The organism is Xanthomarina spongicola, assembly GCF_003148645.1.
Classification (GTDB): Bacteria; Bacteroidota; Bacteroidia; order Flavobacteriales; family Flavobacteriaceae; genus Xanthomarina; species Xanthomarina spongicola.
This window is the reverse complement of the sequence record NZ_QGGP01000001.1, coordinates 856911-882586: the sequence shown is the minus strand read 5'-3', so window position 1 is coordinate 882586 and position 25676 is coordinate 856911. Positions and strand designations below refer to the sequence as shown.

Here is a 25676-nt window from a genome sequence, read left to right as displayed (position 1 = left end):
TTCATCATTCAGACAGAGGAATACAATATTGCAGTAATGTGTACACACAAATACTTAAAAGAAAAAAGATAGAGATTAGTATGACTGAAGAAAATCATTGCTACGAAAACGCAATGGCAGAACGTGTAAATGGAATCTTAAAAGACGAGTTTTATTTAGACCAAACCTTTGATAACGTGGCTCACGCTAAGAGAGCTGCAAAAAATGCAATTAATTTATACAACGAAATAAGATTACATTTATCTTTAGACTATAAAACACCAAATATGGTATATTTAAAAACAGCGTAAATTCAATTTTAACCTGTAGCCATATTTCAGGACAAGACATATTCAGAAAAATTTGCAATTGATTCATTTTTGGTGTAAATTTACACCTAAACACAATATTATGGCTAGACAAAGTATATCATTTACAAAACCAAATGACGAATGGCTGAAAAATCAAGTTGACAACAAAGAATATTCAAGTAAAAGTGAATTAGTCAATGATTTAATTAGACAAGCAAGAAACCAACAAGTTCAAATTGATTGGATTAGAACAAAACTTGAAAGAGCTGAAAACAGTGGATTTACTTCTGATGATAAAGCTCAGATTCTAAAACAATCAAAGAGCTTACTCAATGGCTGAATTTAGATTAAGTAATACGGCTAAAGAAGATCTGATAAGAATTCATCATTATGGAGTTAAAAAGTTCGGAATTTCTCAAGCTGATAAATACTATAACTCCTTTTTTGAATATTTCGAGATTATTACTCAAAGACCATATTCATTTGAATCGGTTGATTTCATAAAAAAAGGATATAGAAGATGTGTTTGTGGATCAGATAGTATTTTCTTCAGAGTAAACGAAGATGTTATTGAGATAATGACAATAATTGGAAGACAAGATTTAGATAGTATCCTTTAAAAATACTGTAGCCAACAAAGAACTGAGTTAAAAAAGACTGCTTACTTTTTGCGATTTTTTTTCTTGAATTTTAACCAACCAAAATCGAAAACAATCAAGTAAAAAAGTTGAATCCATAATGAATATGTATTTCTAAATTTTAGAAATACTTTACAATATTATTGAGTTGCAATTTATTCATTTAATGTTTTTCCTCTATTAATCTTTTTATTTTGTGATAACATAAATAACAGTAAAAAACATAAATTATATTAGTTTTAGACACTAAAACAGCTAAAAATGGTGCCATTTGTAACCAAAATCATTGGTACAAAATTTTTATATCAATTTGTATCACAAAAAATATCACAATACAAATTTTTCAATTTGACTAAAATTATATGTTTTTAGTTGGGTTTCATAGTAAAATCATGTACTGAATCATGTACCTGCAATATAAAACTTAAAACTGAAGTCATAAAAAAAAGGGTTGTGAATACACAACCCTTTGATTTAATTAGCTTTAAGCTTAGTAGCGGGAACTGGACTCGAACCAGTGACCTTCGGGTTATGAGCCCGACGAGCTACCTACTGCTCTATCCCGCGATTTAATATCAAAATGATTTTCTTAGCTTTTAACTTTCGGTTCATAATGCCGACTCAATCATTTTAGGACTGCAAATATACAATGCTTTTTAGATATAACAAGAACATTTTAAAGAAAATTATTGCTATATACTTTCAGCAGTAAAACTAACTAACATTCTATTTTCAAAACGAACACGAATTTGTATTGGATTACAACACACTTCACAATCTTCAACATACTCTTGCTCAGTTTGCGAACTATCTATAAGCATCGATATAGTTTCCCAACAATATGGACATTGAAAAAGATGTTCTTCCATAATTAAAGATATAAAAAAAGACTGTTATTTCTAACAGTCTTTTTTATATCAATTTATAAACTTTTAATCATTATCTGTAATTACGGTTCCATAATTAAAATCAATAGATTCTTTTATATTTCCATTACCTTGAATGATACTTACATATTCTCTATCAAAATTATTATCACTTACCATAAAAGTGTTTAATTGAGATAGATTTGTAAGTTGGTAAGGCACTGTTCCTGTTAATTGATTACTAGATAACACCAATTCTTTTAATTGATTTAATTGTCCGATTTCTACTGGAATATTACCTACTAATTTATTATCAATTAAACTTAATATTTCAAGGTTATTTAAACTTGCAATTTGGGTTGGAATATTTCCTGTTAAAAAATTACTGCCTAACATTAATTCTTTAAGGTTTACCAATTTTCCTATAGATGCAGGTATTTGACCTGATAAACTATTACTATACAATTTTAAAGTTCTTAAGTATGTAAGATTTCCAATTTCATCAGGAATTTCACCCTCTAACTTATTCATAAATAATTCTAAGGATGTAAGTCTTGATAAGTTTCCTAATGTTGATGGTATATTTCCATCTATATAATTAAACCCAAGATTAATACTTCTTAAGTATAATAAATCACCTATCTGCTGTGGAATAGAACCTTTAAGGTTGTTAAAATGTAAATTAAGATCAACTACTTTATTATTAACAACAGTAACACCATACCAATTTTCTATTGGTTCATCTAGATTCCAAGTGTTGTTCCATTGATCTCCTTGAGTAGAATTATAAAGCGCAATTAACGCTTCTCTTTCATTTACAGAAACTTCTGCGAAAGAATAAGCAGAAACAAATACAAAAAGTAAAATAAGTTTTATAGTCCTCATAATAGCATAGATTTGGGATTAATCTGTAACAATATTAGACTAATATAGGATAATAAACAAATTTATTCGATGAAATGCACAATTCAGAAAAAATACATAAAATTATAAATCACTAAATTAAATGTTTTCTATTGCTTCATGTACTGTTTCCCATTCAATCATTAGTTTATCTAGTTTGTTCTTTTTGCCTTGATAAGAGTCGAAAAAATTCTTGTTAGATACTGTTTTATCGTAGTCTGTAGCTAACTCCACATCCATTTCCTTAATCTCTTTTTCAAGTTGATTAATTTTAGATTCAAGGTTACTTAATTTATTATTTAGAGACTTAAGCTTTTTCTGATCTTCGTAAGATTGCTTATTACTTTCTTTAGGAATTTCTTTTATAACATGACGTCTTTCTACTTCACGAAGATTTTCAACATTTCGTTGTTGTAAATAATAGTCTATATCTCCTAAATATTCTTTTATTTTAAAATCTTTAAACTCGTAAACTCTATTAGTTAATCCTTGAAGGAAATCTCTATCATGCGATACTAATATAAGGGTTCCTTCAAATTTCTTAAGCGCATCTTTTAATACATTTTTAGATTTAATATCTAAATGATTTGTTGGCTCATCCATTACTAAAACATTTAAAGGTTGTAATAGTAATTTTGCCAACGCTAAACGGTTTCTTTCGCCACCAGAGAGAACTCTCACGTATTTATCTGCTTCTTCTCCACTAAACAAAAAGGAACCTAGTATATCTCTTACTTTACTTCTGTTTTTTTCGTTAGCAGCATCAATCATGGTATCTAAAACAGTTTTATTACCATCTAAATAATCTGCTTGGTTTTGAGCAAAATAACCTATTTGCACATTATGCCCAAGTTTAAGCGTGCCTTGATACTTTATTTCTCCAACAATAATTTTTGCTAGTGTCGATTTTCCTTGACCATTTTGACCAACAAATGCTGTTTTAGAATCTCGTTCAATAGTAATATCAATATTTTCTAAAACCTGAACATCATCATAATTTTTAGAAATATTATGTGCCTCAATAACTACTTTTCCAGGGACAATTGAAACCGGAAAGTTAAGCTTCATTACAGCATTATCGTCTTCATCTACTTCTACTCTTTCTATTCTATCTAATTTCTTAATTAAAGATTGAGCCATAGTAGCTTTTGATGCTTTAGCTCTAAATTTTTCAATTAATTTTTCGGTTTGCTCAATCTGTTTTTGCTGATTTTTCTGAGTTGCTAATTGTTGCTCCTTTATTTCTTTTCTAAGAACTAAAAATTTAGAATATGGTTTATTATAATCGTAGATTCTTCCTAATGAAATTTCAATAGTTCGATTAGTAACATTATCTAAAAACATTTTATCGTGAGATACAATAACTACGGCTCCATTGTATGTTTTTAAAAATCCTTCTAACCAGATTATCGATTCAATATCTAAATGGTTTGTTGGCTCATCTAATAAAAGAATATCGTTGTTTTGGAGTAAGAGTTTAGCTAACTCAATTCGCATTCTCCATCCACCAGAAAAAGTATCTGTAAGTTTATCGAAGTCACTACGTTTAAAACCTAAACCTTGTAGTATTTTTTCGGTTTCACCTTGATAATTATAACCTCCAAGAATTTCGTATTGATGCTGAACTTCGTTAAGATCCACCATTATTTGATGATATCCATCACTTTCATAATCTGTACGTTCAACTAACTGAAGGTTGATTTCTTCCATTCTAGCTTCTATTGCTTTAATTTCATGAAAAGCTTCATAAGATTCCTCCAAAACTGTTCTTCCAAAAACAAAATCGATGTCCTGCTTTAAAAAACCAATACTTAGATTTTTGTCTGCTGCAATCTGGCCAGAATCTGGTTCTAATTCTTTTGCCAAGATTTTTAGCATGGTAGATTTACCAGCTCCATTTTTTCCAATTAATCCAATTCTATCTCCAGGACTTAATTTAAAAGTAATTTCTTCGAATAAATATTCCCCTTGAAAAGAAATAGAAAGATTATGAATGTTAAGCATTTTTGTTACTATTGTTACAGAGTGTTATTTTATAAAATTCTATTTTTGTAAAATCTTACAAAGCGCAAAAGTAATAGTTTTAATGATGATAAAAAAAGGAAGCAAACTTTATAGTATAATTACTGGAGCCTGTCCGAAATGTCATGAAGAATCCATGTATTCAAATAAAAACCCTTATATCTTAAAGGATGTTTTAAAAATAGATGAAAACTGTTCTAATTGTGGTATTAAATACCGAATTGAACCTTCTTTTTTCTATGGTTCTATGTATGTTAGCTATGCTGTAGGAATTGCTTTTGCGGTTGCTGCTTTTATTATTAGTTATTTGTTTTTAGGAAGTAGTTTAATGACTGCTTTTATTGCTATTGTTGGAACATTAATCGCGTTTGGGCCTATTATTATGCGAGTATCTAGAAATATTTGGATTAATCTTTTTATACATTTTGATAAATCATTGGTTAAGAAGAAAACCGATTGATATTAATTTCTGTATCTAATTCAATGTTATTTTCAATATAATTAAAAAGTTGCTTGGCGACATAAGGTCCAATCATAACACCTCTAGTACCAAGTCCGTTTAAAACATAGACATTATTTTGTTTTGGATGTTTACCAACCAAGGGTCTTCTATCTTTAACTGTTGGTCTTATTCCAGCTACTTGTTCTATCACTTTAAAATCGCAATTTAAAAACGTTTCAAGCTTGTTTAAGAGCTCTTCTCTACCTTCTTTAGTAATGTTATTGGTTTTGTCTGTCCAGTTATATGTGGCTCCTATATGATACAAATCGTTACTTAATGGTAAAACAAATACACTGGATTTTAAAACATAATCAATTTTTAAATCTGGAGCATGTATAGTCAACAACTCTCCTTTAGATTCATTAATTGGCAAATAATTAAATAACGGATTCTGTTTTAGTCCAAATCCTTCTGCGAAAACAATATGTTTAGCCTTAATATCTTTATATGAAACGATACTTTCTGACAACTGAAGCTCTTCATAATTAAAAGCCTCTTCAATTAATTGTTTATTTTTTATTAGGTTTTCTTTATATGAAGTTATTAAGGTGTTTGTATCTATTCTTCCTGTATTTAATACTTCTCCAAAACCAAAATCTGCATTAATAAAAGGGTTAGTATTCTTTATTAAATGAGCTGAAAGATGTTCAGCCAACAACGGATTATCGGAAGCTGTAAACCAGTTATTTTGCTCTTCAAGTGATGTAAAGCGTCTGTAAACAGGAATTTTGTAATCTATTTTAATTTGAAGTTTGCCTTCTATTTTCTTGTACATGGCAAGAGCAATCTCTAATTGCTCTTTACTTTTCCAAACAGACGTAAAGCGTTTTAAAACAACAGGATTGTATAAGCCACCTGCTACTACAGAAGATTGTTGTGATTTATTATCGAAAACTAAAAACGACTTATTTGCTGCTATTAATTGCTCGCAAAAAGCAACTCCAGCTAAACCACAACCAACAATAATATAATCTACTTTTTTCATGAAGCACAAAAGTAAGACAAAAAGATTTTAACTTGATTAGAAAACAAAAAACGCTCACTTTTATAGTGAGCGTTTTTAATATTTATATAGTGGTTTAAATTAATAAGCCCACATATCTAATTCAAAGTTTCTAATTTTTTCTTTAATTCTATCAGATTCTAATAGTTGCATTAAAGCATTTTCAGAAATGTATTCGGTTACTTTACGGTCTCCATATACATTTTCTTCTTTATAAATATATCCATTAAAACGTCTTGAATTAAGAAGATGATCGAAAGAGAATGGTACTGCACTATTTTCATTATTAAATGATTTAGCTTCGTGTAGAATATCTCTTGAATCTGGGAAGAACACCCAGAATAATGGAATTGGCTCTTTGTTTGCTTCATCGTCTGAATCAATAAAATTCACATCTGGTGCAGCTGGAGCTATACCAAGAAGTCTATATTTTAATTCAGCTTGACGTTTATCAAAATACCATAACCCTTTAATTAAATAAGCACTAATATCGTAAGATGTAATATCTCTTTTTACAATATATTCTGGGTCTACATAACCATCGGCATTATATTGTTCGTAACCAATATCTAAAGTATCTATTTTAGACATAGCAGAAGAAATATCTTTTATTGTACGTTTAGTTGTAAAGTAAGAATCATCATAAATATTCTCTATATCTCCATCTTTTACACTTTTCCATAGGACATCGAATAAAGAACGTCTGTCTTTTCCAATATTATTTGTATCTACAGGGTAGTATAAAGGGAAATTAACACGTTCATCAAGAACCACTCTTTCCCAAGTCATTTTAGAAAACATAATGTCTCTATCGTCTACATAACCATATTCTAAAGGTTTATCGTTATCGACTGCTTTTTGAGCTTCGGTTCTTACACCAATCTGATCTGGGCTTTTTGCATTTAAAATGTTAGCCTGAGAAAAGGAAGCAGATACAAACGATATGCTTAAAACGGTTAATAAAAAACTTCTATAATTCATCTTTTCAAATTTATTTTATTAGGGCTTATCAATTAATTTGATAAAGTCTTTTAATTAGATATCTCAACAATTACTGCAGAAACACCTTTAAGCTTGTAAGAAGAGTTTCCTCTAATTTGAGCTTTAATGTCAAATATTTGAACATTATCTCCACGTCTTGCTTTACGTAAGGCGTTTTTAGCTTGAGAATTTAATTTTGTTCCATTAACTTCTACTGATGGTTGTCCTGGTACTTTAAATTTAAACGAAGTAACTTGAATAGGTAATTCAAAATCAAAATCGTCTAACATAGCACCAACAGTTCCAATTTCTACGGAGTTACGTGGTAATTTTACAATACCATCTTGTCCACTTATTGTACCAGTTGGCTTAGGAATATCTTTAATTCTAAACGTCGCTTTGTCGCTAACTTTAGTCCCATCTGGTAAAGTACCAGACACATTAATTGATACTTCTCTTCCTGTTCCTGGATTCATGTTGTATTTACCAACTCCTGAACCTTTACTTAATCCTGGCGCACTTGCAGATACATTATTATCTGAAATACCAGCAAAAGAAATAGTCATTGGGTTAGTTACACCACGATAAACCACATTCATTTTATCTGCAGAAATAGTTGCAGAATTTGGTTTAGGTACAACAGCATAAGTGCTTTCAAAGTCTATTACAACATCTTCTCCACCTTCTTTAAATATAAATTGACCTTTAATATCTTGTTCTCCAACATTACCTGCTGGAAATTCTAAAAATGTTTCACCAGCTTTCATTGCTTCAGCTGCTAATTCAGTTCCGTTAACAACTACTTTATCTGCTTTTAATGTATTATCTTTTTTACCTAAAATAATTCTACCAGTAAAGTTCTCTCCAGAGAAAAAGGCTGTTTTGTCTGGAACAACAATAGCATCAAAGTTCGTTAAAGAAGCTTCTACTTTTAATTTTCCAGCTAACATAGAAGATAAAACTTCTGACTCTGTAGTTTTAACATCTGCTTGTAACTGTGTCATTTTAGTTAAAGAAGCTACTAAAGGAAACCCTTTATAGTGGTAGCTTAACCAAGCTATTTTATTGCCATCTCTGTTTGTAACAGGATTTACAGCAAATTTCTTTTCTACATCTTTAGCAATACTTGCCATGTCTGGATTTGTATTTAATACAGCAACCACACCATCTCTGAATTTAGCAATTTGGTCTAAAAATTCTTGACCTTCTGGTTTTAATTTATCTCCTTTAAAGAAATAATTATCAAGGAAATCTCCTTTGTCCATAATCTCGTAATCTTGAGGATCATCAACAGTAGCAGTCATTTGCCCTTTTAAACCTTCTAAATAGCTATTAAAATTATTAGCTAGTGTATTAATTTCAGCTGCTTGATTTTTTAAAGGACCATATTTTAGCTCATTGTCAATTGCTTGTTGTTCTAGTCCAGCAAAAAATTGCTGATTACGAGTAGTTGCAGCTTCATTAGATTCAGTAAGCTTTTCGTTCATTAATCCAAATGCTGATAGCACTTCTTTCGACATATTAAGTGCTAGCATTGCTATAAACACTAAATACATCAAGTTAATCATTTTCTGCCTTGCAGATAATTTTCCTCCTGCCATTTCTAATTAGTTTTTTAAGTTAATTGTTAAAATAAAATTTAGTTTTTTAAACTAATTAGCTTTTGTTCATTGCAGATAACATACCTCCATAAACACCATTTAAAGATGATAAGTTAGATGCTAACGATTGCATTTGTTCTTTTAATTTAGTAGCATTTTCTACAGCTTCTTCATTAATAGTAGCTTGACGATTAACACTTTCTAATTGAACTTTATAAAGACTATTTAAAGATTCCATTTGTGCAGCAGCTAAAGATAATTCTTCACCATATTTTTTTGTTGCAGCCATAGAATCTACAGTTGGGCTAATTCCTTTAGCAGCTCCTTCGAAGTTTTTAATACTATCTCCAAGGCTTGCCATTAATTCACCATCTATTTTAGCTTCTTTTAATAAGTTATCTAATTTTTTAGATAATAATCCTTCAGCATCTTTAGGTTGATCTTTTTTGTTACTTCCAATACCTCCTGCTAATTCAGGGTATACTAAAGACCAATCTAAATCGTCATCTACTGGTTCGAATGCAGATATTGCGAATACAATTGCTTCAGTTACAAGACCTAAGGTTAACATCACGTTTCCTGTTAATGGTCCTATTTCAAAGTGAATAATCTTGAATAATGCTCCAATAATTACAATTGATGCTCCGAACCCATAAGACATGGTCATAAATTTTTTGAATGCTCTTGATTGTGCCATAATTTTAGTTTTTGTTTAAGTTAAGTTAGTTTACTTAAGTAGATTAATATTAATTGTTGTTTTTATTTTGCGTTTTTAGTTACTTCAGTTCCCATATAATCTTGAACGGTTCTAAAGCCAATATAACTTCTTGCAGAATCTGCATACTCATAGTCTCTTGAACTAACTGCTAAATAGTAAGCAACGTCTTTCCAAGAACCTCCACGAACTACTTTACGTTGATTATTAACATCGTTAACACTAGGGTTAATTGTTGAAACATATTCATAAGAAGAAGGATCGTAAGATGCACTCACCCATTCTGAAACATTTCCAGCCATATTATACAAGTTATAATCGTTTGGTTCATAAGACTTAGCTTCAACAGTATATAATGCTTGATCTGCTGCATAATCTCCTCTTAGAGGTTTAAAGTTTGCCATAAAGCAGCCTCTATCATTTTTAGTATAAGGACCTCCCCAAGGGTAAGTAGAAGCTTGTAGACCTCCTCTAGCAGCATACTCCCATTCGGCTTCAGATGGTAATCTGAATGAATTTACAAAGGCTGCTTTTCTATCTTTTTGGTAGGCGTTTTTATTCAAAGTTCTCCACTGACAAAAAGCTTTAGCTTGAGTCCAAGATACACCAACTACAGGATAATCTCCATAGGCATCATGCCAGAAATAATCATTATGCATTGGCTCGTTATAAGAATATGCAAAATCTCTAATCCAAGCAGTTGTATCTGGATAAATTTCTACTTCTTCTTTTACTATAACATCTTTTCTTTTTAAAGACCTATTTTTAGCAGCTTTTTCAATATCCATGTAAGAATATTGGAACTTGAATTTAGAAACATCCCAAGTTCTCTGACCATTATAAGATTCTTCCAATGGAATATACATAGTATCCATTACTTCAGCATAATACTCGTCTGGATAATCTTCAGTATCAAAAATTAAATCTACTTCTTTATTTAATTTTCTGCCTTCATATCCAGTTGGTCCTAGACCACTGTAATTGTCGTACATATACTTTTCATATACTGTCATATTCTCTGGGTCTGCATCATTAAATGCAAATTCTCCAATACCACCATTGCCAGGAGTTTCACCAATTTCATCTGCTAGAATAGCAAGTTTTGTTCTAATAGTAGAATCTCTAACCCAATTAACAAATTGACGATATTCGCTATTTGTTATTTCAGTAGCATCCATGTAAAATGCTCTAACTGTAACGGTTTTTGCTGGTGCATCATGAATACCTGCTAGATCATCGTCTGCTTTACCCATAATAAAAGCGCCACCTGGAACTAGCTCCATACCATAAGGCTTTTCTGGGTGCCATTTCTTTCCTTTAACTCCAACTAGTTCACCTCTGTCCCCAGAGCCACAACTAGCTAATAATGTTAAAACTGCGATTAATAAAATAAACTTTTTCATATCCATAGAAAACTCGAGGTTAATAATTTAATTTCTCTTTGTAAAAATTTGAGAGCGTAAACATATCTATATATTTTCAAAAAAACAACTTTTTTTTAAAATATTTTACATTTCATCGTAAAAACAATGCATTTTAACGATAAAATTTGTGTTAAAAACTCAATTTTTAAAGACAATTCTTTTGAAATGCTTTATACCAACGGTCTGGCAACTTACTATTACAAGCATCTATATAATCTTGATGCATGCATGGTAATAACGTGTGTCTTTTTAATTTATTATTTATTTCGGATAAAAAAGGAATTTCTATCCACCAACGTTGCGTTTTTTTACTTTTATAAAAGATTAATTCTTGTTCGTCGACCAAGGTAATGAATTTTTGATAATTATTATCATTTAAAAAATCATCATCTTTTACTCTAAAACTCACTCCTTCAATAAAATACCAAATAATCTGAGCAATTAACATGGCAGTAACATCATTGTTCTTAGATGGCTTATATTCATAAATACCAAGAGAAGATACTTTATTACTAATGCCTGCATATCTCGAGATGGCGCAAATCTCTTTCCCGTCTAATCCATTTGGCGATGCTTTTTGTATTCCACTAACTTCTGAAGCTTTCACTGAATTTAAATCGATACTTACAATATTTGCATCTCTCATTACTGGTTCTACTATGGTAATGTCTTTAGATACTTGACCCAATCTATAAGATTCGAAATATAATTTATCCATTAAATCAATCTCTTCTTGAGAATTAAAATAGGTTTGATATCCTATAGTTGCGTAATTAAATAGATTATATGGTTTATCTAATATTATTTTTCCAACAAAACTATCGTTCTTAATTGGCTTAGCTGAATCGCCTAAATCGAATCTACAATCCACATTCACAATATTAACCATTGGAGCAATGTCATCATACGCTCTGTAGTTAGCATAAGTTAAATCTTGACTTCCTCCTATTATTATGGGTATAATGTTTTTCTGAACTAGTATGCTTATAGTAGTCTTGAGAGCGAAATAGGTATCTTCTACAGATTCTCCTTTATTTATATCTCCTAAATCGACAATAGTTTTGTGCCAGTTTCCAGGATAAAGTGAGTAAAGTGATTTTCGAATGTCATCTAAATTAAATTCTTCTCCTATATAATTAATGTCATTTCTGTTTTCTAAGACGCCAATTATTGCTAAATGTGCATTCTCTAATTCTGGAATGCCATTTTGTTTGGAATGAATCTTAATTTTCTTTCCTAAAGCTTGTTGAGATAATAACTCGTTATGTGCAAGTACCAAATCTGAAACAGGAGAAAGAAAATTAAAATTCATTAGTAATTATTATTGATATTGTATTAATTATTTCTTTTTGGTGGTTGTTTTTTTCTTGGCAGTTTTCTTCTTTGGTGCTTTTGCTTCAATAAGCGCTTTTGCTTCTTCCAAAGTCATTTCTGAAACATCTACGGTTTTAGGTAATTCAACTTTAATTTTACCTTTTATTACATTATGTCTTCCCCAACGTGCCTTTTCAACTTTAATTCCTTCTTCTTCCCAGTTATGAATAACCTTATCTATATCCTTTTGGATTTTTTCTTCAATCAAAGTTACAATATCATTATCAGATAAATTATCCCAATCATATTTTTTATTGACATTTATAAATGTGTTATTCCATTTAATAAATGGTCCAAAACGTCCTTTACCTTTTTGTACTGGTAAATCTTTATACATATATATAGGAGCATCTGCTTTTTGCTTTTCTTTTATTAAAACAATAGCATCTTCTAATTCTACACTAAGCGCCTCGACTCCCTTTGGTAATGAGACATAGGTTTTACCAAATTTTACATAAGGTCCAAAACGTCCATTATTAACCTCTACTTCTTCTCCTTCAAATGTTCCTAAATGCTTTGGAAGCTTGAATAAATCCATTGCTTCTTCGTAGGTAATGGTATTTAATTGTTGTTCTGGAGATAAACTTGCAAATTGTGGCTTCTCTTCTTCTTCAGCAGTTCCTATTTGAACCATTGGCCCAAACTTTCCTAATCTTACACTTACTTGGCGTCCTGTTTTTGGATCTGTTCCAAGTATTCTCTCTCCAGATTCTCTATCTGCATTTTCTTGAACATCTTCTACAATTGGATGAAATTCTTTATAAAAATCTTTCATCATTTTTGTCCAATTTACTTTCCCTTCAGCAATATTATCGAAGTCCTCTTCAACTTTTGCAGTAAAATTATAATCTAAAATGGATTCAAAATGATTTACTAAAAAGTCGGTTACAATCATTCCAATATCTGTTGGAACCAATTTTCCTTTATCTGAACCTACTTTTTCTGTCAACAACTTATCTTGAACTTGCCCATGCTCTAATGTTAATTGCGAATAATTTCGTTCAACACCTTCAACAGTACCTTTTTCAACATAATTTCTATTTTGAATGGTAGAAATTGTTGGTGCATAAGTAGATGGTCTACCAATACCAAGTTCTTCTAATTGCTTTACTAAAGAAGCTTCAGTATATCTATATGGTGCACGTGTATAACGTTCTGTAGCTGTAATGTAATTATTAAGGAGCGATTCGTTAGTTTTCATTGCTGGCAACATACCATCTTGTTCAGAATCTTCATCGTCTGTTCCTTCCAAATACACTTTTAAAAATCCTTCGAAAGTAATAACCTCTCCATTTGCAGAAAACGTTTCGCTATGCGTTGATGCACTAATTTTTACATTTGTTCTTTCTAGTTGTGCATCACTCATTTGAGAAGCAATGGCACGTTTCCAGATTAAATCGTACAATCTTGCCTGGTCTCTATCAATATCTACCGAATGAAGAGAAAAGTCTGTAGGACGAATGGCCTCATGCGCTTCTTGAGCACCTTTAGCTTTTCCTTTATAATTTCTTGGTTTGCTAAATTTAGAACCATATGCCGTTTCAATTGCAGCTTGTGCTCCTTTCCTAGCTTCATCAGATAGATTCACACTATCTGTTCTCATATAAGTAATTAATCCTGCTTCATATAAGCGTTGTGCTAATGTCATGGTTTTACTTACTGAGAAATATAATTTTCTGGATGCTTCTTGTTGTAAAGTTGATGTAGTAAAAGGTGCAGCTGGCGATTTTTTAGCTGGCTTTTTTTCTAAGTCGGCAACTTTAAAACTGGCTGTAGCATTTTTCTCCAAGAAAGATTGTGCTGCTTTTTTTGTATCGAAATTCTTAGGTAATTTTGCTTTAAAAGCTTGACCTGCTTCATTAGCAAATTCGGCATCAATTCTATAGGATGCTTCAGGTTTAAAATTTTGTATTTCGCGTTCGCGTTCTACTATTAATCTTACTGAGACTGATTGGACTCGACCTGCTGATAAACCTCCTTTTACTTTTCTCCAAAGTACAGGAGACAATTCATATCCTACTATTCTATCTAATACACGACGTGCTTGTTGCGCATCCACCAAATCGTAATCAATCCCTCTTGGGTTTTCTATTGCTTTTTGAATTGCAGATTTTGTAATTTCATGAAAAACAATACGTTTCGTCTTCTCTTTATCTAAATTTAAAGATTCGGCTAAATGCCAAGCAATCGCTTCTCCCTCTCTATCTTCATCACTTGCTAACCAAACCATTTCGGCATTTTTCGCTAGATCTTTAAGTTTCTTTACAACTGACTTTTTATCTTTGGAAACCTCGTATTTTGGTTTAAAATCTCCATCTACATCTACTCCTAATTCTTTAGAAGGTAAGTCTGCAATATGACCAAAACTAGATTCTACTTTGAAATCTTTTCCAAGGAATTTTTCTATTGTTTTGGCTTTTGCTGGTGACTCTACTATTACTAAATTCTTCGCCATGTTTGATTTTTTTTAAGGCTACAAATGTATGCGAAAAAATATTTATCTTCCTAATTAATAAATTTTTCAAGACTAAATTACCACTATATAGCTGTCAAAAAGCTTTAACTTGGAGATAAAAAAAAGCCTGAAAAATCAGGCTTTTTAAAATAAATATGCATCGTTTTAATTATTCTTGATGACTAGGTGTATTATTAGTTTCGTCAAAACCAACTGTCTCTTTATAAATAAAGTAAACCGGTAAATACGAAAACGAAGCTGTTACAAAAGTGCCAATTAAACACATGAGCATTCCTACAATCTGAGCCAAAATAGCCGAGACAATAATAAGACCAAATGTTATTAGCCATTTTTTATTTCCTAAATCAAAACCAGTTTTCACTATTTCTGTTGCAGACATTTCTGGATTAAATGCAAATATCACATTCATTAAAGTAACTGGAACAATAACATATATTATAGGAATTACACAAAGCATAGTAGCTATTAAAGTAATTGCAAAAGTTAATAAAGCTAATTTTATTACTTTTCCTAAATGTGGTCTTTTTAAATAATAAAAATAATCATCAGACCCTGCTTCATTTAAATCCTTTAGCTTACATATTCTATAAAAAGACGCTTTCATTCCAAAGCTAATAACCATTGCTACAAATGAAAATATTAAGATAAAAATAAAGAAAGGAATCATTAATATAATATTAAAATCGTCGTTATAGCCAGAATAACTAGAATATCCGGTTTCTAAAAAGCCAGCACCAATTAATGGCAAATACATAATTAAATAAAATGGAAGTAAAATTGCTATTGTTAATAATAACATTACCAAACCTTGAACCCATACTTTTTTAAAGAGTTCAATACACTTACTAAAAATATCGCCAAAGTCTAAAGCTTTTGCATTCTGTATTCTAACTTGAATTTCTGAAAATTGCATCTTGTATAATTATTGATTAGTATTTAAAGGTAGTTATTTTTTTAACAATTCAAATAATAAATTACACACTGCCACTTTGTCACTTTACTCAAAATAATTGTATCTTTGCATGCTTATTGACAATTTATAAAAAATAACATTTCCACTTGTGTGGGAAATATATATGGAAAAGATTATTGACGAAAATAAACAAGGCGAAAGCTTAGTTATTGTAAATAAAGAACAAAATACTCGAAAGCTTTACATTGAAAGCTATGGTTGCGCTATGAATTTTAGCGATAGCGAAATTGTTGCCTCAATTCTTTCTGATGAAGGCTACAATACAACTCAAAAACTAGAGGATGCCGATTTAGTTTTAGTGAACACCTGTTCTATTCGTGATAAAGCCGAACAAACCATTAGAAAAAGATTAGAAAAATATAATGCTGTAAAACGCATCAACCCAAAAATGAAAGTTGGTGTTTTAGGCTGTATGGCAGAACGTTTAAAAAGCAAGTTTCTAGAGGAAGAAAAAATTGTTGACCTTGTTGTTGGTCCAGATGCATATAAAGATTTGCCAAACCTACTTGCCGAAGTTGATGATGGTAGAGATGCTATAAACGTTATTTTATCAAAAGAAGAAACTTATGGCGATATTTCGCCAGTTCGTTTAAACACAAATGGTGTTTCTGCTTTTGTATCAATTACTCGTGGCTGCGATAATATGTGTACATTCTGCGTAGTACCATTTACCAGAGGACGAGAAAGAAGTCGCGATCCACAAAGTATTCTTGAAGAAGTAAACGATTTATGGTCTAAAGGTTATAAAGAAATTACTCTTTTAGGACAAAATGTTGATAGTTACCTTTGGTATGGTGGAGGATTAAAAAAAGATTTTGAAAAAGCTAGCGAAATACAAAAAGCTACAGCTGTTAATTTTTCCAAGTTATTAGAATTATGTGCCAAAGCACAACCAAAAATGCGTATTCGTTTTTCTACATCAAATCCACAAGATTTAACGTTGGATGTTATTGAGACCATGGCAAAATATCCAAACATTTGTAAGCACATCCATTTACCTGTCCAGAGTGGTAGTAATAGAATTTTAAGAGAAATGAATAGATTACATACTCGTGAAGAATATTTCGAGTTAATAGACAACATTAAACGCATTCTTCCAAATTGTTCTATTAGTCAGGATTTAATTGCTGGTTTCCCAACAGAAACAGAGCAAGATCATCAAGACACCTTGAGTTTAATGGACTATGTAAAATATAATTTTGGTTATATGTTTACTTATTCTGAAAGACCTGGAACACTAGCAGTACGCAAATTGGAAGACGATATACCTGAAGAAACAAAAAAACGTAGATTGGCTGAAATTGTTCAGAGACAACGTGAACATAGTGAGATTAAAACAAAAGAATATTTAAACACAACTGTTGAAGTTTTAATAGAAAGAGAATCTAAAAAATCTGATCAACAATGGTCTGGAAGAACATCGCAGAACATTGTAGCTGTATTTCCTAAAGCAAATTATAATATTGGAGATTTAGTAAATGTAAAAGTAACAGATTGTACTAGTGCTACACTTATTGGTGAAGCTTTTGAGTTATCTGATAATAAATAAAGTCAGGTTGAGCGCAGTCGAAACCTTATTGAGACCTATCGACTACACTCGAAGTGACAAAAAAGAAGAACATTAACATTAAAAACTGAGATTCCTGCTTTCGCAGGAAGTAAATATGGAATCCATTCAAGCAACAAAACAACGATTTGGAATTATAGGTAACGATGCCAAACTTAATCGTGCCATAGAAAAAGCCATTCAAGTGGCACCAACAGATATCTCGGTTTTAGTAACTGGAGAATCTGGTGTTGGTAAAGAAAGTATTCCAAAAATCATTCATCAATTATCGCACAGAAAACACGGAAAATACATTGCTGTCAATTGTGGAGCTATACCAGAAGGCACTATAGATAGTGAACTTTTTGGACATGAAAAAGGTGCTTTTACTGGTGCAACTCAAACACGTTCTGGTTATTTTGAAGTAGCAGATGGAGGTACTATTTTTCTAGATGAAGTTGGCGAATTACCACTTACAACACAAGTGCGTTTGCTTCGTGTTCTTGAAAATGGCGAGTTCATTAAAGTAGGTTCCAGTCAAGTACAAAAAACCAACGTACGCATAGTTGCTGCAACAAACGTAAACATGTTCGATGCAATTAAAAAAGAAAAGTTTCGTGAAGATCTTTATTACAGATTGAGTACTGTTGAAATTCACTTACCACCTTTAAGAGATAGAAAAGAAGACATTCACTTATTATTTAGAAAATTTGCAAGCGACTTTGCTTTAAAATATAAAATGCCAACCATTAAACTAACAGATGAAGCTATAGTTTTATTGTTAAAATATAGATGGAGTGGAAATATTAGACAATTACGAAATGTTGCTGAACAAGTCTCAGTTTTAGAACAAGATAGAACCATTAACGCTTCAACACTAAATGGCTATCTACCTAGTGCAGGAACAAATCTACCAGCCATTATTAACACATCTAAAGCTGAAAGCGATTTTAGTAATGAACGCGAAATTTTGTATAAGGTATTGTTCGACATGAAAAACGATTTAAACGACTTAAAGAAGCTAACCATGGAACTTATGAAAAGTGGTAATGCTAAAGACGTTCAAAAAGATCATGAAGGTTTGATTCAGAAAATTTATGGTCAAGAGGAAGAAAATGAAGATACTATTGAAGACCTAGAAGTGTTATCTATTCCTGAAAAATCTACGAATAATGATACTACCGAAGAACTGCAAGACAAATATCATTTTGCCGAAGAAATTGAAGAAGAAGAAACACTATCTTTACACGATAAAGAACTGGAACTCATAAAAAAATCGCTTGAACGTCATCAAGGAAAACGTAAATTAGCAGCTGCTGAGCTAGGCATTAGCGAGCGTACTTTATACAGGAAAATTAAGCAGTTCGATTTATAGATTAAGTTTTTTGTATCTTTAAAAAACTAAAAATCAGTTCTCATATGAAAAAATCACTGTACTATCTTTTCTGCTTTTTAATTATTTCTTCCTGTGGTAATGATGACGATGCAACTACATCACAATCTCAACCTAATGAAAACCCTTCTCTTGAAGTCACCAATACTGTTGAAGTAACTACAGATGAAAATAACTTTTTAGGTGTAGATGATGTTTTAACCTATACCATATCTGTTAAAAATACTGGAGATGTTACTTTAAACAATATCAACCTAACTTATAATTTAACAGATAATAATGGTGGTTCCTTATCATTAGATTCTGCTATTAGTTTTGTTAATTCAGATGCAAATAGTGAAGATGGAACTTTATTAGTTGAAGAGACTGCCAATTATACAGCAATCTATACAATTACACAAAGCGATGTGGATGCTGGTGGCATATCAAATAGCATTATTTCCAATGGAACAACTCCAAATGGAACTGAAATTAATGACACTAGTGATAATGGAGATGATGAAGATGGTAACGATTCAAATGACCCAACAGAAACCATTATTGAATTTGACCCATTAATCATTTCAGAATATCACGAACTCAATAGTTCAGGTGATATTAGAACTAAATATGCTTTTAACGAAGAAGGTGATTTCTACAAATACAGCGATATTGGAGCAAATTTGAGCCTCATTTTTGAATATGATTCTGAAGGAAAAATTACAATTATAGAGGAAACGGACTTACTAGGCACAGTATTGAATACACATGAAATATCTTATGATACTGATAATAGAGTCACCAGTATTGGCAACCATAATTACATTTATAATACAGATGAAGAATACTATTATGATGAAGATTCCTATTTTGAAAGCACCTATGAAGATGGTGATTTGATTTATACTGAAATTGGTTATTTAAAATTTTTGATTTCTGAAAGCGCTGCTAATAGTTTCACAGATTTTTGTAATTACGGTTATAATTCTGTCTATAATACTGTAACAGAGACTTACACCGAAGAGTACACCTATTGTAACGTTCTTCTCGATGGTATTATTGGTCATGATGGAATAAATGTCATAGCAGATTATAACGAAAATGATGATATTACTTACGAGCACTTTTCTTCAATCAATCCAGTATATACAGATTCAAACAATCTACAAATGTTATTTGATTTTCTTAAAAATCTTAATATTTTAGACGATAATTTCAACTATAAAGTAATTTGGTCTCAAAACAATTTACAATCAAGTATTCCAGAAATAGAGCCTTCATCAAATATATGGTTCTACAATTTTAATGATTTAGAACTGCCTATCGAATCAACTATTCAAAGTTATTATGCAGGTAGTCTTGAATATGAAGGGCTTTTTGCCAATTATTACTATCAAGGAGATACCATTCCAGATTAAAAAAAATATTTTTTGAAAACTTTATGAACTACTTGTATTTAAAGAATTAAAATTGACTTATAATATTTTTGTTATCTTATTGGTTTAAAATTCACACTAATATGACACGTCAACTATTACCTATTATTCTAATCTTTTTATTTTTTTCTTGTAGCAATAATTCAGACGACAATCAATCTCCTAATTCAAATGAAAATGCAGCTCTTGAAGTCACCAATACTGTTGAAGTCACTACTAACGAAAACAACTTTTTAGGCGTAGATGATGTTTTAACTTATACTGTATTAGTCAAAAATACTGGCGAAGTTGATTTAACCAATATCAATTTAACATATACTTTAACCGACAATAACGGAAATCCTTTAACTCTTAATTCTGCTATTGCATTTGTAAATTCAGATTTAGGAAGTAGTAATGGATCATTATTAACTAATGAAACGGCAACTTATACAGCAACCTATACTATTACACAAAGTGATGTTGATGCTGGTGGAGTCTCTAATAGTATTTCAGCCGAAGCTTTAACGCCCGACGGGAATACAATAACCGATATTAGTGACGATGGTATTGATGATGATGGCAATTTAATTGATGACTCAACTATTACCATATTAACTGAACCAACTGTCGATTCAACTATAATTTCACAATTCCATGTTCTTAATTCAGATGGCGACCCATACATTAAATACTATTTTGATTATTATGGGCAACTATACAAGATTTATTATACTGATATAAGAACACATCCACACAACATTTTCATTTACAATTTTGAATTTGATTCAGAACAAAAACTCATTAACTACTCAAAAAATAATGAAAATGGTGTGCCATTATGGTCTAGCGATATTATTTATGATGCTCAATACAGGATAATGAGTATAGGTAGTAGGCAGTTTGAGTTTGTGGACGAAGATTCGGATTATTATATTGATTTAGACAATTATTCTGAAGAAATCTGGACCAATGGCGATATTGAATATACTGAAATTTATTTCACCAAGTACAGTGTAGGCAGTAACCCAATAATGAGTGTGTGTAGTTATTCTTATAGTTCTGAATACAATACCATTACCGAAGAATTTTCTGAATATGGTGGCTGTGGAGATACGTGGTGGAATAACTACAACGGCAATGTCACTAGTGATTGTTCTGATACTGATTGTGTAATTTTTAGTCACAACACAATCACAAATCCACTATATTCTACAACTAATTTAATTAATTTATATCCTCTTGTTAGTCCTTTTGGCGGGAATTATAATCTTCTTTTCTTTTTATTCTCACAAAACAACTTGACATTAATAAATTATTCAGATCCAAGTAGAATAGCTTTTACCTATATCCTAAATGAAAATAATTTACCAGAATCTTCAACTAGACAATATATTGATGAACTTGGGCCTCAACCTGCGCAAGCGTTTGGAAATTATTACTATCAAGGAGATGCCATTCCAGATTAAAAAAAAATATTTTTTTGAAAACTTTATGAGCTACTTGTTTATAAAGAATTAAATTTGAACTCCCTATAAATTTAGTTTTCAAAAAAACGAGAATGAAAAAAATAGTATTATACAGTATATTAATCATTTCAACCCTAACATTAATTGGTTGTGGAGCTTATTCATTTACAGGTGCATCCATTTCATCGGACACTAAAACCTTTCAGGTAAATTATTTTAGAAATGATGCCATATTAGTCGAACCAGGATTAGATAGACAGTTTACACTAGCTTTACAAGACTTACTCCTAAATCAAACCAATTTAGAGTTAGTAACCTCAAATGGCGATTTGGTTTACGAAGGAGAAATTATAGAATATAGAATCTCGCCAACAACAGCAACTGCAAATAATACAGCAGCGCAAAACAAATTAACTATAACTGTTAATGTGCGTTTTTATAATAGGAAAAATGATGAAGAAGATATGGAACAACGTTTCTCTTTTTTCTATGATTATTCTGGAGACGCCAATCTTGTTGGCACACAAAAAGTAGTAGCCATAGAAACTATTTTTGAAAGATTAACCCAAGATATTTTTAATGCAACACTAGCAAAGTGGTAAATAAATGAATCAAAAAGAATTTATACACGTTCTTCAAAATCCACAACAAGTAACTGCTGACCATACGTTAGATTTGAAAGCAATTACAGAAGAATTTCCGTATTTTCAATCGGCTCGTGCACTGTATCTTAAAGGATTAAAAAACAAAGAAAGTTTTAAATACAATCAAGAGTTAAAAACAACTGCTGCATATACTACAGATAGAAGTATTTTATTTGATTTTATTACTTCGAAAGAATTTCTTCAAAATGAAATCTCTCAATATATAAAGCAAAACACAGCAAATTTAAAAGATATTTCTGTAGATGTTGAAGATATATCAGTTCACAAAAGTGTATCTATAGACGATGCCTTAAAACAACAAATAAAAGATACCTCTGGTGTTCTTGATCCAGAATTGTTTCAGCCAAAAATTAAACGAACTGAAATTGCAAGTTTTAAATTAGACGAAACAGAAAAAATTGAAGAATCCAACAAAACTGATGCATCTCAAGAAGAACTTTCTCCAGATACTGTTTTAAAATTAGGTAAACCATTACAATTTCACCATAACGAAACACATTCCTTTAACGAATGGCTTAAGTTAACACGATTTAAACCTATTGAAAGGACAGATGAAATTGAGTCTGTACAAGATTCAGATGCAACAACTTTAGACAGAGAAAAGAAATTCGATTTAATTGAAAAGTTTATTATCGAGAACCCAAAATTAAAACCTGAAAAGACTACAACTAAAAATACAAACCTTGCCGAAGAACAAATGATTCAACCAGAATCTTTAATGACAGAAACTTTAGCAAGAATTTATGTAGAACAAAAAAACTATAAAAAAGCAATTCAATCTTACAACATATTAAGTTTGAAATATCCAGAAAAAAGTGGTTTCTTTGCAGACCAAATTAAAGCAATAAAAAAATTACAAGAACATAACAATAAATAACATGAGTACGTTTACAATATTTTTAGCTCTAATAGTCGTTGTAGCCTTTTTACTAGTAGTTGTAATTATGGTTCAAAATCCAAAAGGTGGAGGATTATCTTCTTCATTTGGTGGAGGTGGCACTCAACAATTAGGTGGTGTAAAAAAGACAACAGACTTTTTAGACAAAAGCACATGGACTTTAGCAACATTAATGTTAGTATTAATATTACTTTCTAACGTAGCTATTAACAGAGGTTCTGAAACTTTAGAATCTAAAGCTTTAGATACTGAAGCAACAACACAACCAGTTGTTCCTGCAACTCCAGCTGCTCCAGTACCAACAAACAATAATGAAACTGAACCAGTTTCAGAATAATTAAATTGTTTTAAAAAACTTATAAAAATGCCAACTAAACTAGTTGGCATTTTTTATTTAATGAAAATTTGTCAGTCTCTTTTTATTGGCACATTTTTAGCACAACGCTAAAGCGTTAACATTAACTTTTTAATTAAAAAACATATAAATATGAGTTTAAACATTAAACCATTAGCAGATAGAGTTCTTATAGAACCTGTAGCAGCTGAAACTAAAACAGCTTCTGGAATTATAATTCCTGATAATGCCAAAGAAAAACCACAACAAGGAAAAGTTATGGCAGTTGGTAAAGGCACAAAAGACGAACCTATGACTGTAAAAGTTGGCGATACTGTTCTTTATGGAAAGTATTCTGGAACAGAATTGAAACTTGAAGGTAAAGATTACTTAATGATGCGTGAAAGCGACATTCTTGCAATTATATAATTGCAAATTCCAAAAAAAAATAAAAACTAAAAAACAAATTCCAAAACCTTAAAATTGAAATGCAGTAATTCCTTTTTTGGAATTTAGTATTTGAATATTGAGAATTAAAAATTTTAAATAAAAATTTTCATTATGGCAAAAGATATAAAATTTGATATTGAAGCACGTGACGGTTTAAAACGTGGCGTTGATGCATTAGCAAATGCAGTAAAAGTTACTTTAGGACCTAAAGGTCGAAATGTAATAATTAGCAGAAGCTTTGGTGCACCTCAAGTAACTAAAGATGGTGTAACAGTAGCTAAAGAAGTAGAGCTAGATAACGAGCTTGAAAATATGGGAGCACAAATGGTAAAAGAAGTTGCTTCTAAAACCAACGATTTAGCTGGAGATGGAACAACAACTGCAACTGTTCTAGCACAAGCTATTGTAAAAGAAGGCTTAAAGAACGTAGCTGCTGGAGCAAATCCTATGGATTTAAAACGTGGTATTGACAAAGCAGTTGAAGCTATTACTAAAGATCTTGAAAAACAAGCTAAAAAAGTAGGTAACTCTTCTGAAATGATTAAACAAGTTGCTGCAATTTCTGCAAATAACGACGATACTATTGGTGATTTAATTGCTAAAGCATTTAAGAAAGTTGGTAAAGAAGGTGTAATAACTGTTGAAGAAGCAAAAGGTATGGAAACATACGTTGATGTAGTTGAAGGAATGCAATTTGACAGAGGTTATCTTTCTCCTTACTTTGTTACTGATGCTGATAAAATGATTGCCGATTTAGAGAATCCATACATTTTATTATTCGATAAGAAGATTTCTAACTTACAAGAAATCCTACCAATATTAGAACCAGTTGCACAATCTGGACGTCCATTATTAATTATTGCTGAAGATGTTGAAGGACAAGCCTTAGCTACTCTAGTAGTAAACAAATTACGTGGTGGATTAAAAATTGCTGCTGTAAAAGCTCCTGGATTTGGAGACAGACGTAAAGCTATGTTAGAAGATATTGCTATCTTAACTGGAGGAGTTGTTATTTCGGAAGAAAGAGGTTTCTCTCTTGAAAATGCCGATTTAAGCATGTTAGGTACTGCAGAAACAATTACAATTGACAAAGACAATACAACTATTGTTAATGGCTCTGGAGATGCAAAAGACATTAAAGCTAGAGTAAATCAAATTAAAGCTCAAATTGAAACAACTACATCTGACTACGATAAAGAAAAGCTTCAAGAACGTTTAGCTAAATTAGCTGGAGGTGTTGCTGTACTTTATGTAGGTGCTGCTAGTGAAGTTGAAATGAAAGAGAAAAAAGATAGAGTGGACGATGCATTACATGCAACTAGAGCTGCTGTAGAAGAAGGCATTGTTGCTGGAGGTGGTGTTGCTTTAGTAAGAGCAAAATCTGTTTTAGAAAAAATAACTACTGAAAATTTAGACGAAGTAACAGGAATTCAAATTGTTGCTCGTGCTATTGAAGCTCCTTTACGTACTATTGTAGAAAATGCTGGTGGCGAAGGTAGCGTTGTTATTTCTAAAGTAATGGAAGGTAAAAAAGATTTTGGTTTTGATGCCAAATCTGAAACATACGTAGACATGCTTAAAGCTGGAATTATCGATCCTAAGAAAGTAACACGAATTGCGTTGGAAAATGCTGCTTCAGTTGCTGGAATGATATTAACTACAGAGTGTGCATTAATCGATATTAAAGAAGATGCTCCTGCAATGCCTCCAATGGGTGGAGGTGGCATGCCAGGTATGATGTAATGGCAAAGCACTAAAA

General features: G+C 31.2%; 24 protein-coding genes and 1 tRNA gene. 13 read left to right on the top strand and 12 right to left on the bottom strand.

Going from position 1 to position 25676, the window contains the following annotated elements; genetic code table 11:
- The 3 genes from LX78_RS03995 to LX78_RS03985 all read left to right on the top strand — a co-directional run.
- Window positions 1–290 (top strand): integrase core domain-containing protein (locus LX78_RS03995; protein ID WP_146192538.1); only part of this gene is annotated, 290 nt, incomplete at its 5' end.
- Between the two features lie 100 nt (window positions 291–390).
- Window positions 391–630, top strand: a complete 240-nt coding sequence (locus LX78_RS03990; protein ID WP_109681326.1) for a ribbon-helix-helix domain-containing protein — start codon at window positions 391–393, stop codon at window positions 628–630.
- Entirely contained in the window at window positions 623–910 is a 288-nt protein-coding gene (locus LX78_RS03985) for a type II toxin-antitoxin system RelE/ParE family toxin (protein WP_109681325.1), read from the top strand. The genes LX78_RS03990 and LX78_RS03985 overlap by 8 nt, the downstream gene beginning before the upstream one ends.
- Before the next feature lie 512 nt (window positions 911–1422).
- Here LX78_RS03985 and LX78_RS03980 read toward each other — a convergent pair.
- The 4 genes from LX78_RS03980 to LX78_RS03965 form a co-directional block, all read right to left on the bottom strand.
- Window positions 1423–1495 (bottom strand) — tRNA-Met (locus LX78_RS03980).
- Window positions 1496–1620: 125 nt separating this feature from the next.
- On the bottom strand, window positions 1621–1797 hold the full coding sequence (locus tag LX78_RS03975; RefSeq protein ID WP_109681324.1) for a CPXCG motif-containing cysteine-rich protein: 177 nt from the start codon (window positions 1795–1797) through the stop codon (window positions 1621–1623).
- Between the two features lie 63 nt (window positions 1798–1860).
- Window positions 1861–2679, bottom strand: coding sequence for a Two component regulator three Y domain protein (locus tag LX78_RS03970; RefSeq protein ID WP_109681323.1), 819 nt, complete (start codon window positions 2677–2679; stop codon window positions 1861–1863).
- A gap of 117 nt (window positions 2680–2796) precedes the next feature.
- Window positions 2797–4701 carry an ABC-F family ATP-binding cassette domain-containing protein gene (locus LX78_RS03965; protein WP_109681322.1) on the bottom strand — a complete coding sequence of 635 codons (1905 nt, stop codon included), beginning with the start codon at window positions 4699–4701 and terminating at the stop codon, window positions 2797–2799.
- An 85-nt stretch (window positions 4702–4786) separates the two neighbouring features.
- Here LX78_RS03965 and LX78_RS03960 point away from each other — a divergent pair, with 85 nt between their 5' ends.
- Window positions 4787–5179, top strand: a complete 393-nt coding sequence (locus tag LX78_RS03960) for a DUF983 domain-containing protein (protein WP_109681375.1) — start codon at window positions 4787–4789, stop codon at window positions 5177–5179.
- On the opposite strand, the gene LX78_RS03955 is transcribed toward LX78_RS03960, so the two are convergent.
- The 8 genes from LX78_RS03955 to LX78_RS03920 form a co-directional block, all read right to left on the bottom strand.
- On the bottom strand, window positions 5160–6206 hold the full coding sequence (locus LX78_RS03955) for an NAD(P)/FAD-dependent oxidoreductase (RefSeq protein ID WP_109681321.1): 1047 nt from the start codon (window positions 6204–6206) through the stop codon (window positions 5160–5162). The genes LX78_RS03960 and LX78_RS03955 overlap by 20 nt on opposite strands.
- A 99-nt stretch (window positions 6207–6305) precedes the next feature.
- Window positions 6306–7205: a type IX secretion system ring subunit PorN/GldN gene (gene porN, locus LX78_RS03950; RefSeq protein WP_109681320.1), complete on the bottom strand. Its 900-nt coding sequence runs from the start codon at window positions 7203–7205 to the stop codon at window positions 6306–6308.
- A gap of 50 nt (window positions 7206–7255) precedes the next feature.
- Window positions 7256–8806, bottom strand: a complete 1551-nt coding sequence (gene porM / locus LX78_RS03945) for a type IX secretion system motor protein PorM/GldM (protein WP_109681319.1) — start codon at window positions 8804–8806, stop codon at window positions 7256–7258.
- A 55-nt stretch (window positions 8807–8861) separates the two neighbouring features.
- Entirely contained in the window at window positions 8862–9503 is a 642-nt protein-coding gene (porL, locus tag LX78_RS03940) for a type IX secretion system motor protein PorL/GldL (RefSeq protein WP_109681318.1), read from the bottom strand.
- Window positions 9504–9565: 62 nt separating this feature from the next.
- Window positions 9566–10924, bottom strand: a complete 1359-nt coding sequence (porK, locus tag LX78_RS03935) for a T9SS ring complex lipoprotein PorK/GldK (protein ID WP_245881464.1) — start codon at window positions 10922–10924, stop codon at window positions 9566–9568.
- A 166-nt stretch (window positions 10925–11090) separates the two neighbouring features.
- Window positions 11091–12257, bottom strand: coding sequence for a formimidoylglutamase (locus LX78_RS03930; protein ID WP_109681316.1), 1167 nt, complete (start codon window positions 12255–12257; stop codon window positions 11091–11093).
- A gap of 27 nt (window positions 12258–12284) precedes the next feature.
- Complete coding sequence (gene topA / locus LX78_RS03925; RefSeq protein WP_109681315.1) at window positions 12285–14774, bottom strand: type I DNA topoisomerase; 2490 nt, start codon at window positions 14772–14774, stop codon at window positions 12285–12287.
- Between the two features lie 169 nt (window positions 14775–14943).
- Entirely contained in the window at window positions 14944–15708 is a 765-nt protein-coding gene (locus tag LX78_RS03920) for a hypothetical protein (protein ID WP_109681314.1), read from the bottom strand.
- A gap of 163 nt (window positions 15709–15871) precedes the next feature.
- On the opposite strand from LX78_RS03920, the gene miaB reads away from it, so the two are divergent.
- From miaB to groL, 9 genes are all read left to right on the top strand, one after another.
- Window positions 15872–17317: a tRNA (N6-isopentenyl adenosine(37)-C2)-methylthiotransferase MiaB gene (miaB, locus tag LX78_RS03915; protein ID WP_109681313.1), complete on the top strand. Its 1446-nt coding sequence runs from the start codon at window positions 15872–15874 to the stop codon at window positions 17315–17317.
- A gap of 115 nt (window positions 17318–17432) precedes the next feature.
- Window positions 17433–18689 (top strand): sigma-54 interaction domain-containing protein, encoded by a 1257-nt coding sequence (locus LX78_RS03910; protein ID WP_109681312.1) that lies wholly within the window; start codon window positions 17433–17435, stop codon window positions 18687–18689.
- Window positions 18690–18733: 44 nt separating this feature from the next.
- Window positions 18734–20104, top strand: coding sequence for a DUF7507 domain-containing protein (locus LX78_RS03905; protein ID WP_109681311.1), 1371 nt, complete (start codon window positions 18734–18736; stop codon window positions 20102–20104).
- Window positions 20105–20205: 101 nt separating this feature from the next.
- A complete protein-coding gene (locus tag LX78_RS03900) occupies window positions 20206–21570 on the top strand; it encodes a DUF7507 domain-containing protein (protein ID WP_109681310.1) in 1365 nt (454 codons plus the stop codon).
- Between the two features lie 92 nt (window positions 21571–21662).
- Window positions 21663–22172 carry an LptE family protein gene (locus LX78_RS03895; protein ID WP_109681309.1) on the top strand — a complete coding sequence of 170 codons (510 nt, stop codon included), beginning with the start codon at window positions 21663–21665 and terminating at the stop codon, window positions 22170–22172.
- A 4-nt stretch (window positions 22173–22176) separates the two neighbouring features.
- Window positions 22177–23112, top strand: a complete 936-nt coding sequence (locus tag LX78_RS03890) for a hypothetical protein (protein WP_109681308.1) — start codon at window positions 22177–22179, stop codon at window positions 23110–23112.
- A 1-nt stretch (window position 23113) separates the two neighbouring features.
- On the top strand, window positions 23114–23470 hold the full coding sequence (secG, locus tag LX78_RS03885; protein ID WP_109681307.1) for a preprotein translocase subunit SecG: 357 nt from the start codon (window positions 23114–23116) through the stop codon (window positions 23468–23470).
- A 150-nt stretch (window positions 23471–23620) separates the two neighbouring features.
- Window positions 23621–23896 (top strand): co-chaperone GroES, encoded by a 276-nt coding sequence (locus LX78_RS03880; protein WP_109681306.1) that lies wholly within the window; start codon window positions 23621–23623, stop codon window positions 23894–23896.
- Between the two features lie 132 nt (window positions 23897–24028).
- A complete protein-coding gene (gene groL, locus LX78_RS03875; RefSeq protein WP_109681305.1) occupies window positions 24029–25660 on the top strand; it encodes a chaperonin GroEL in 1632 nt (543 codons plus the stop codon).
- Window positions 25661–25676 lie beyond the last annotated feature (16 nt).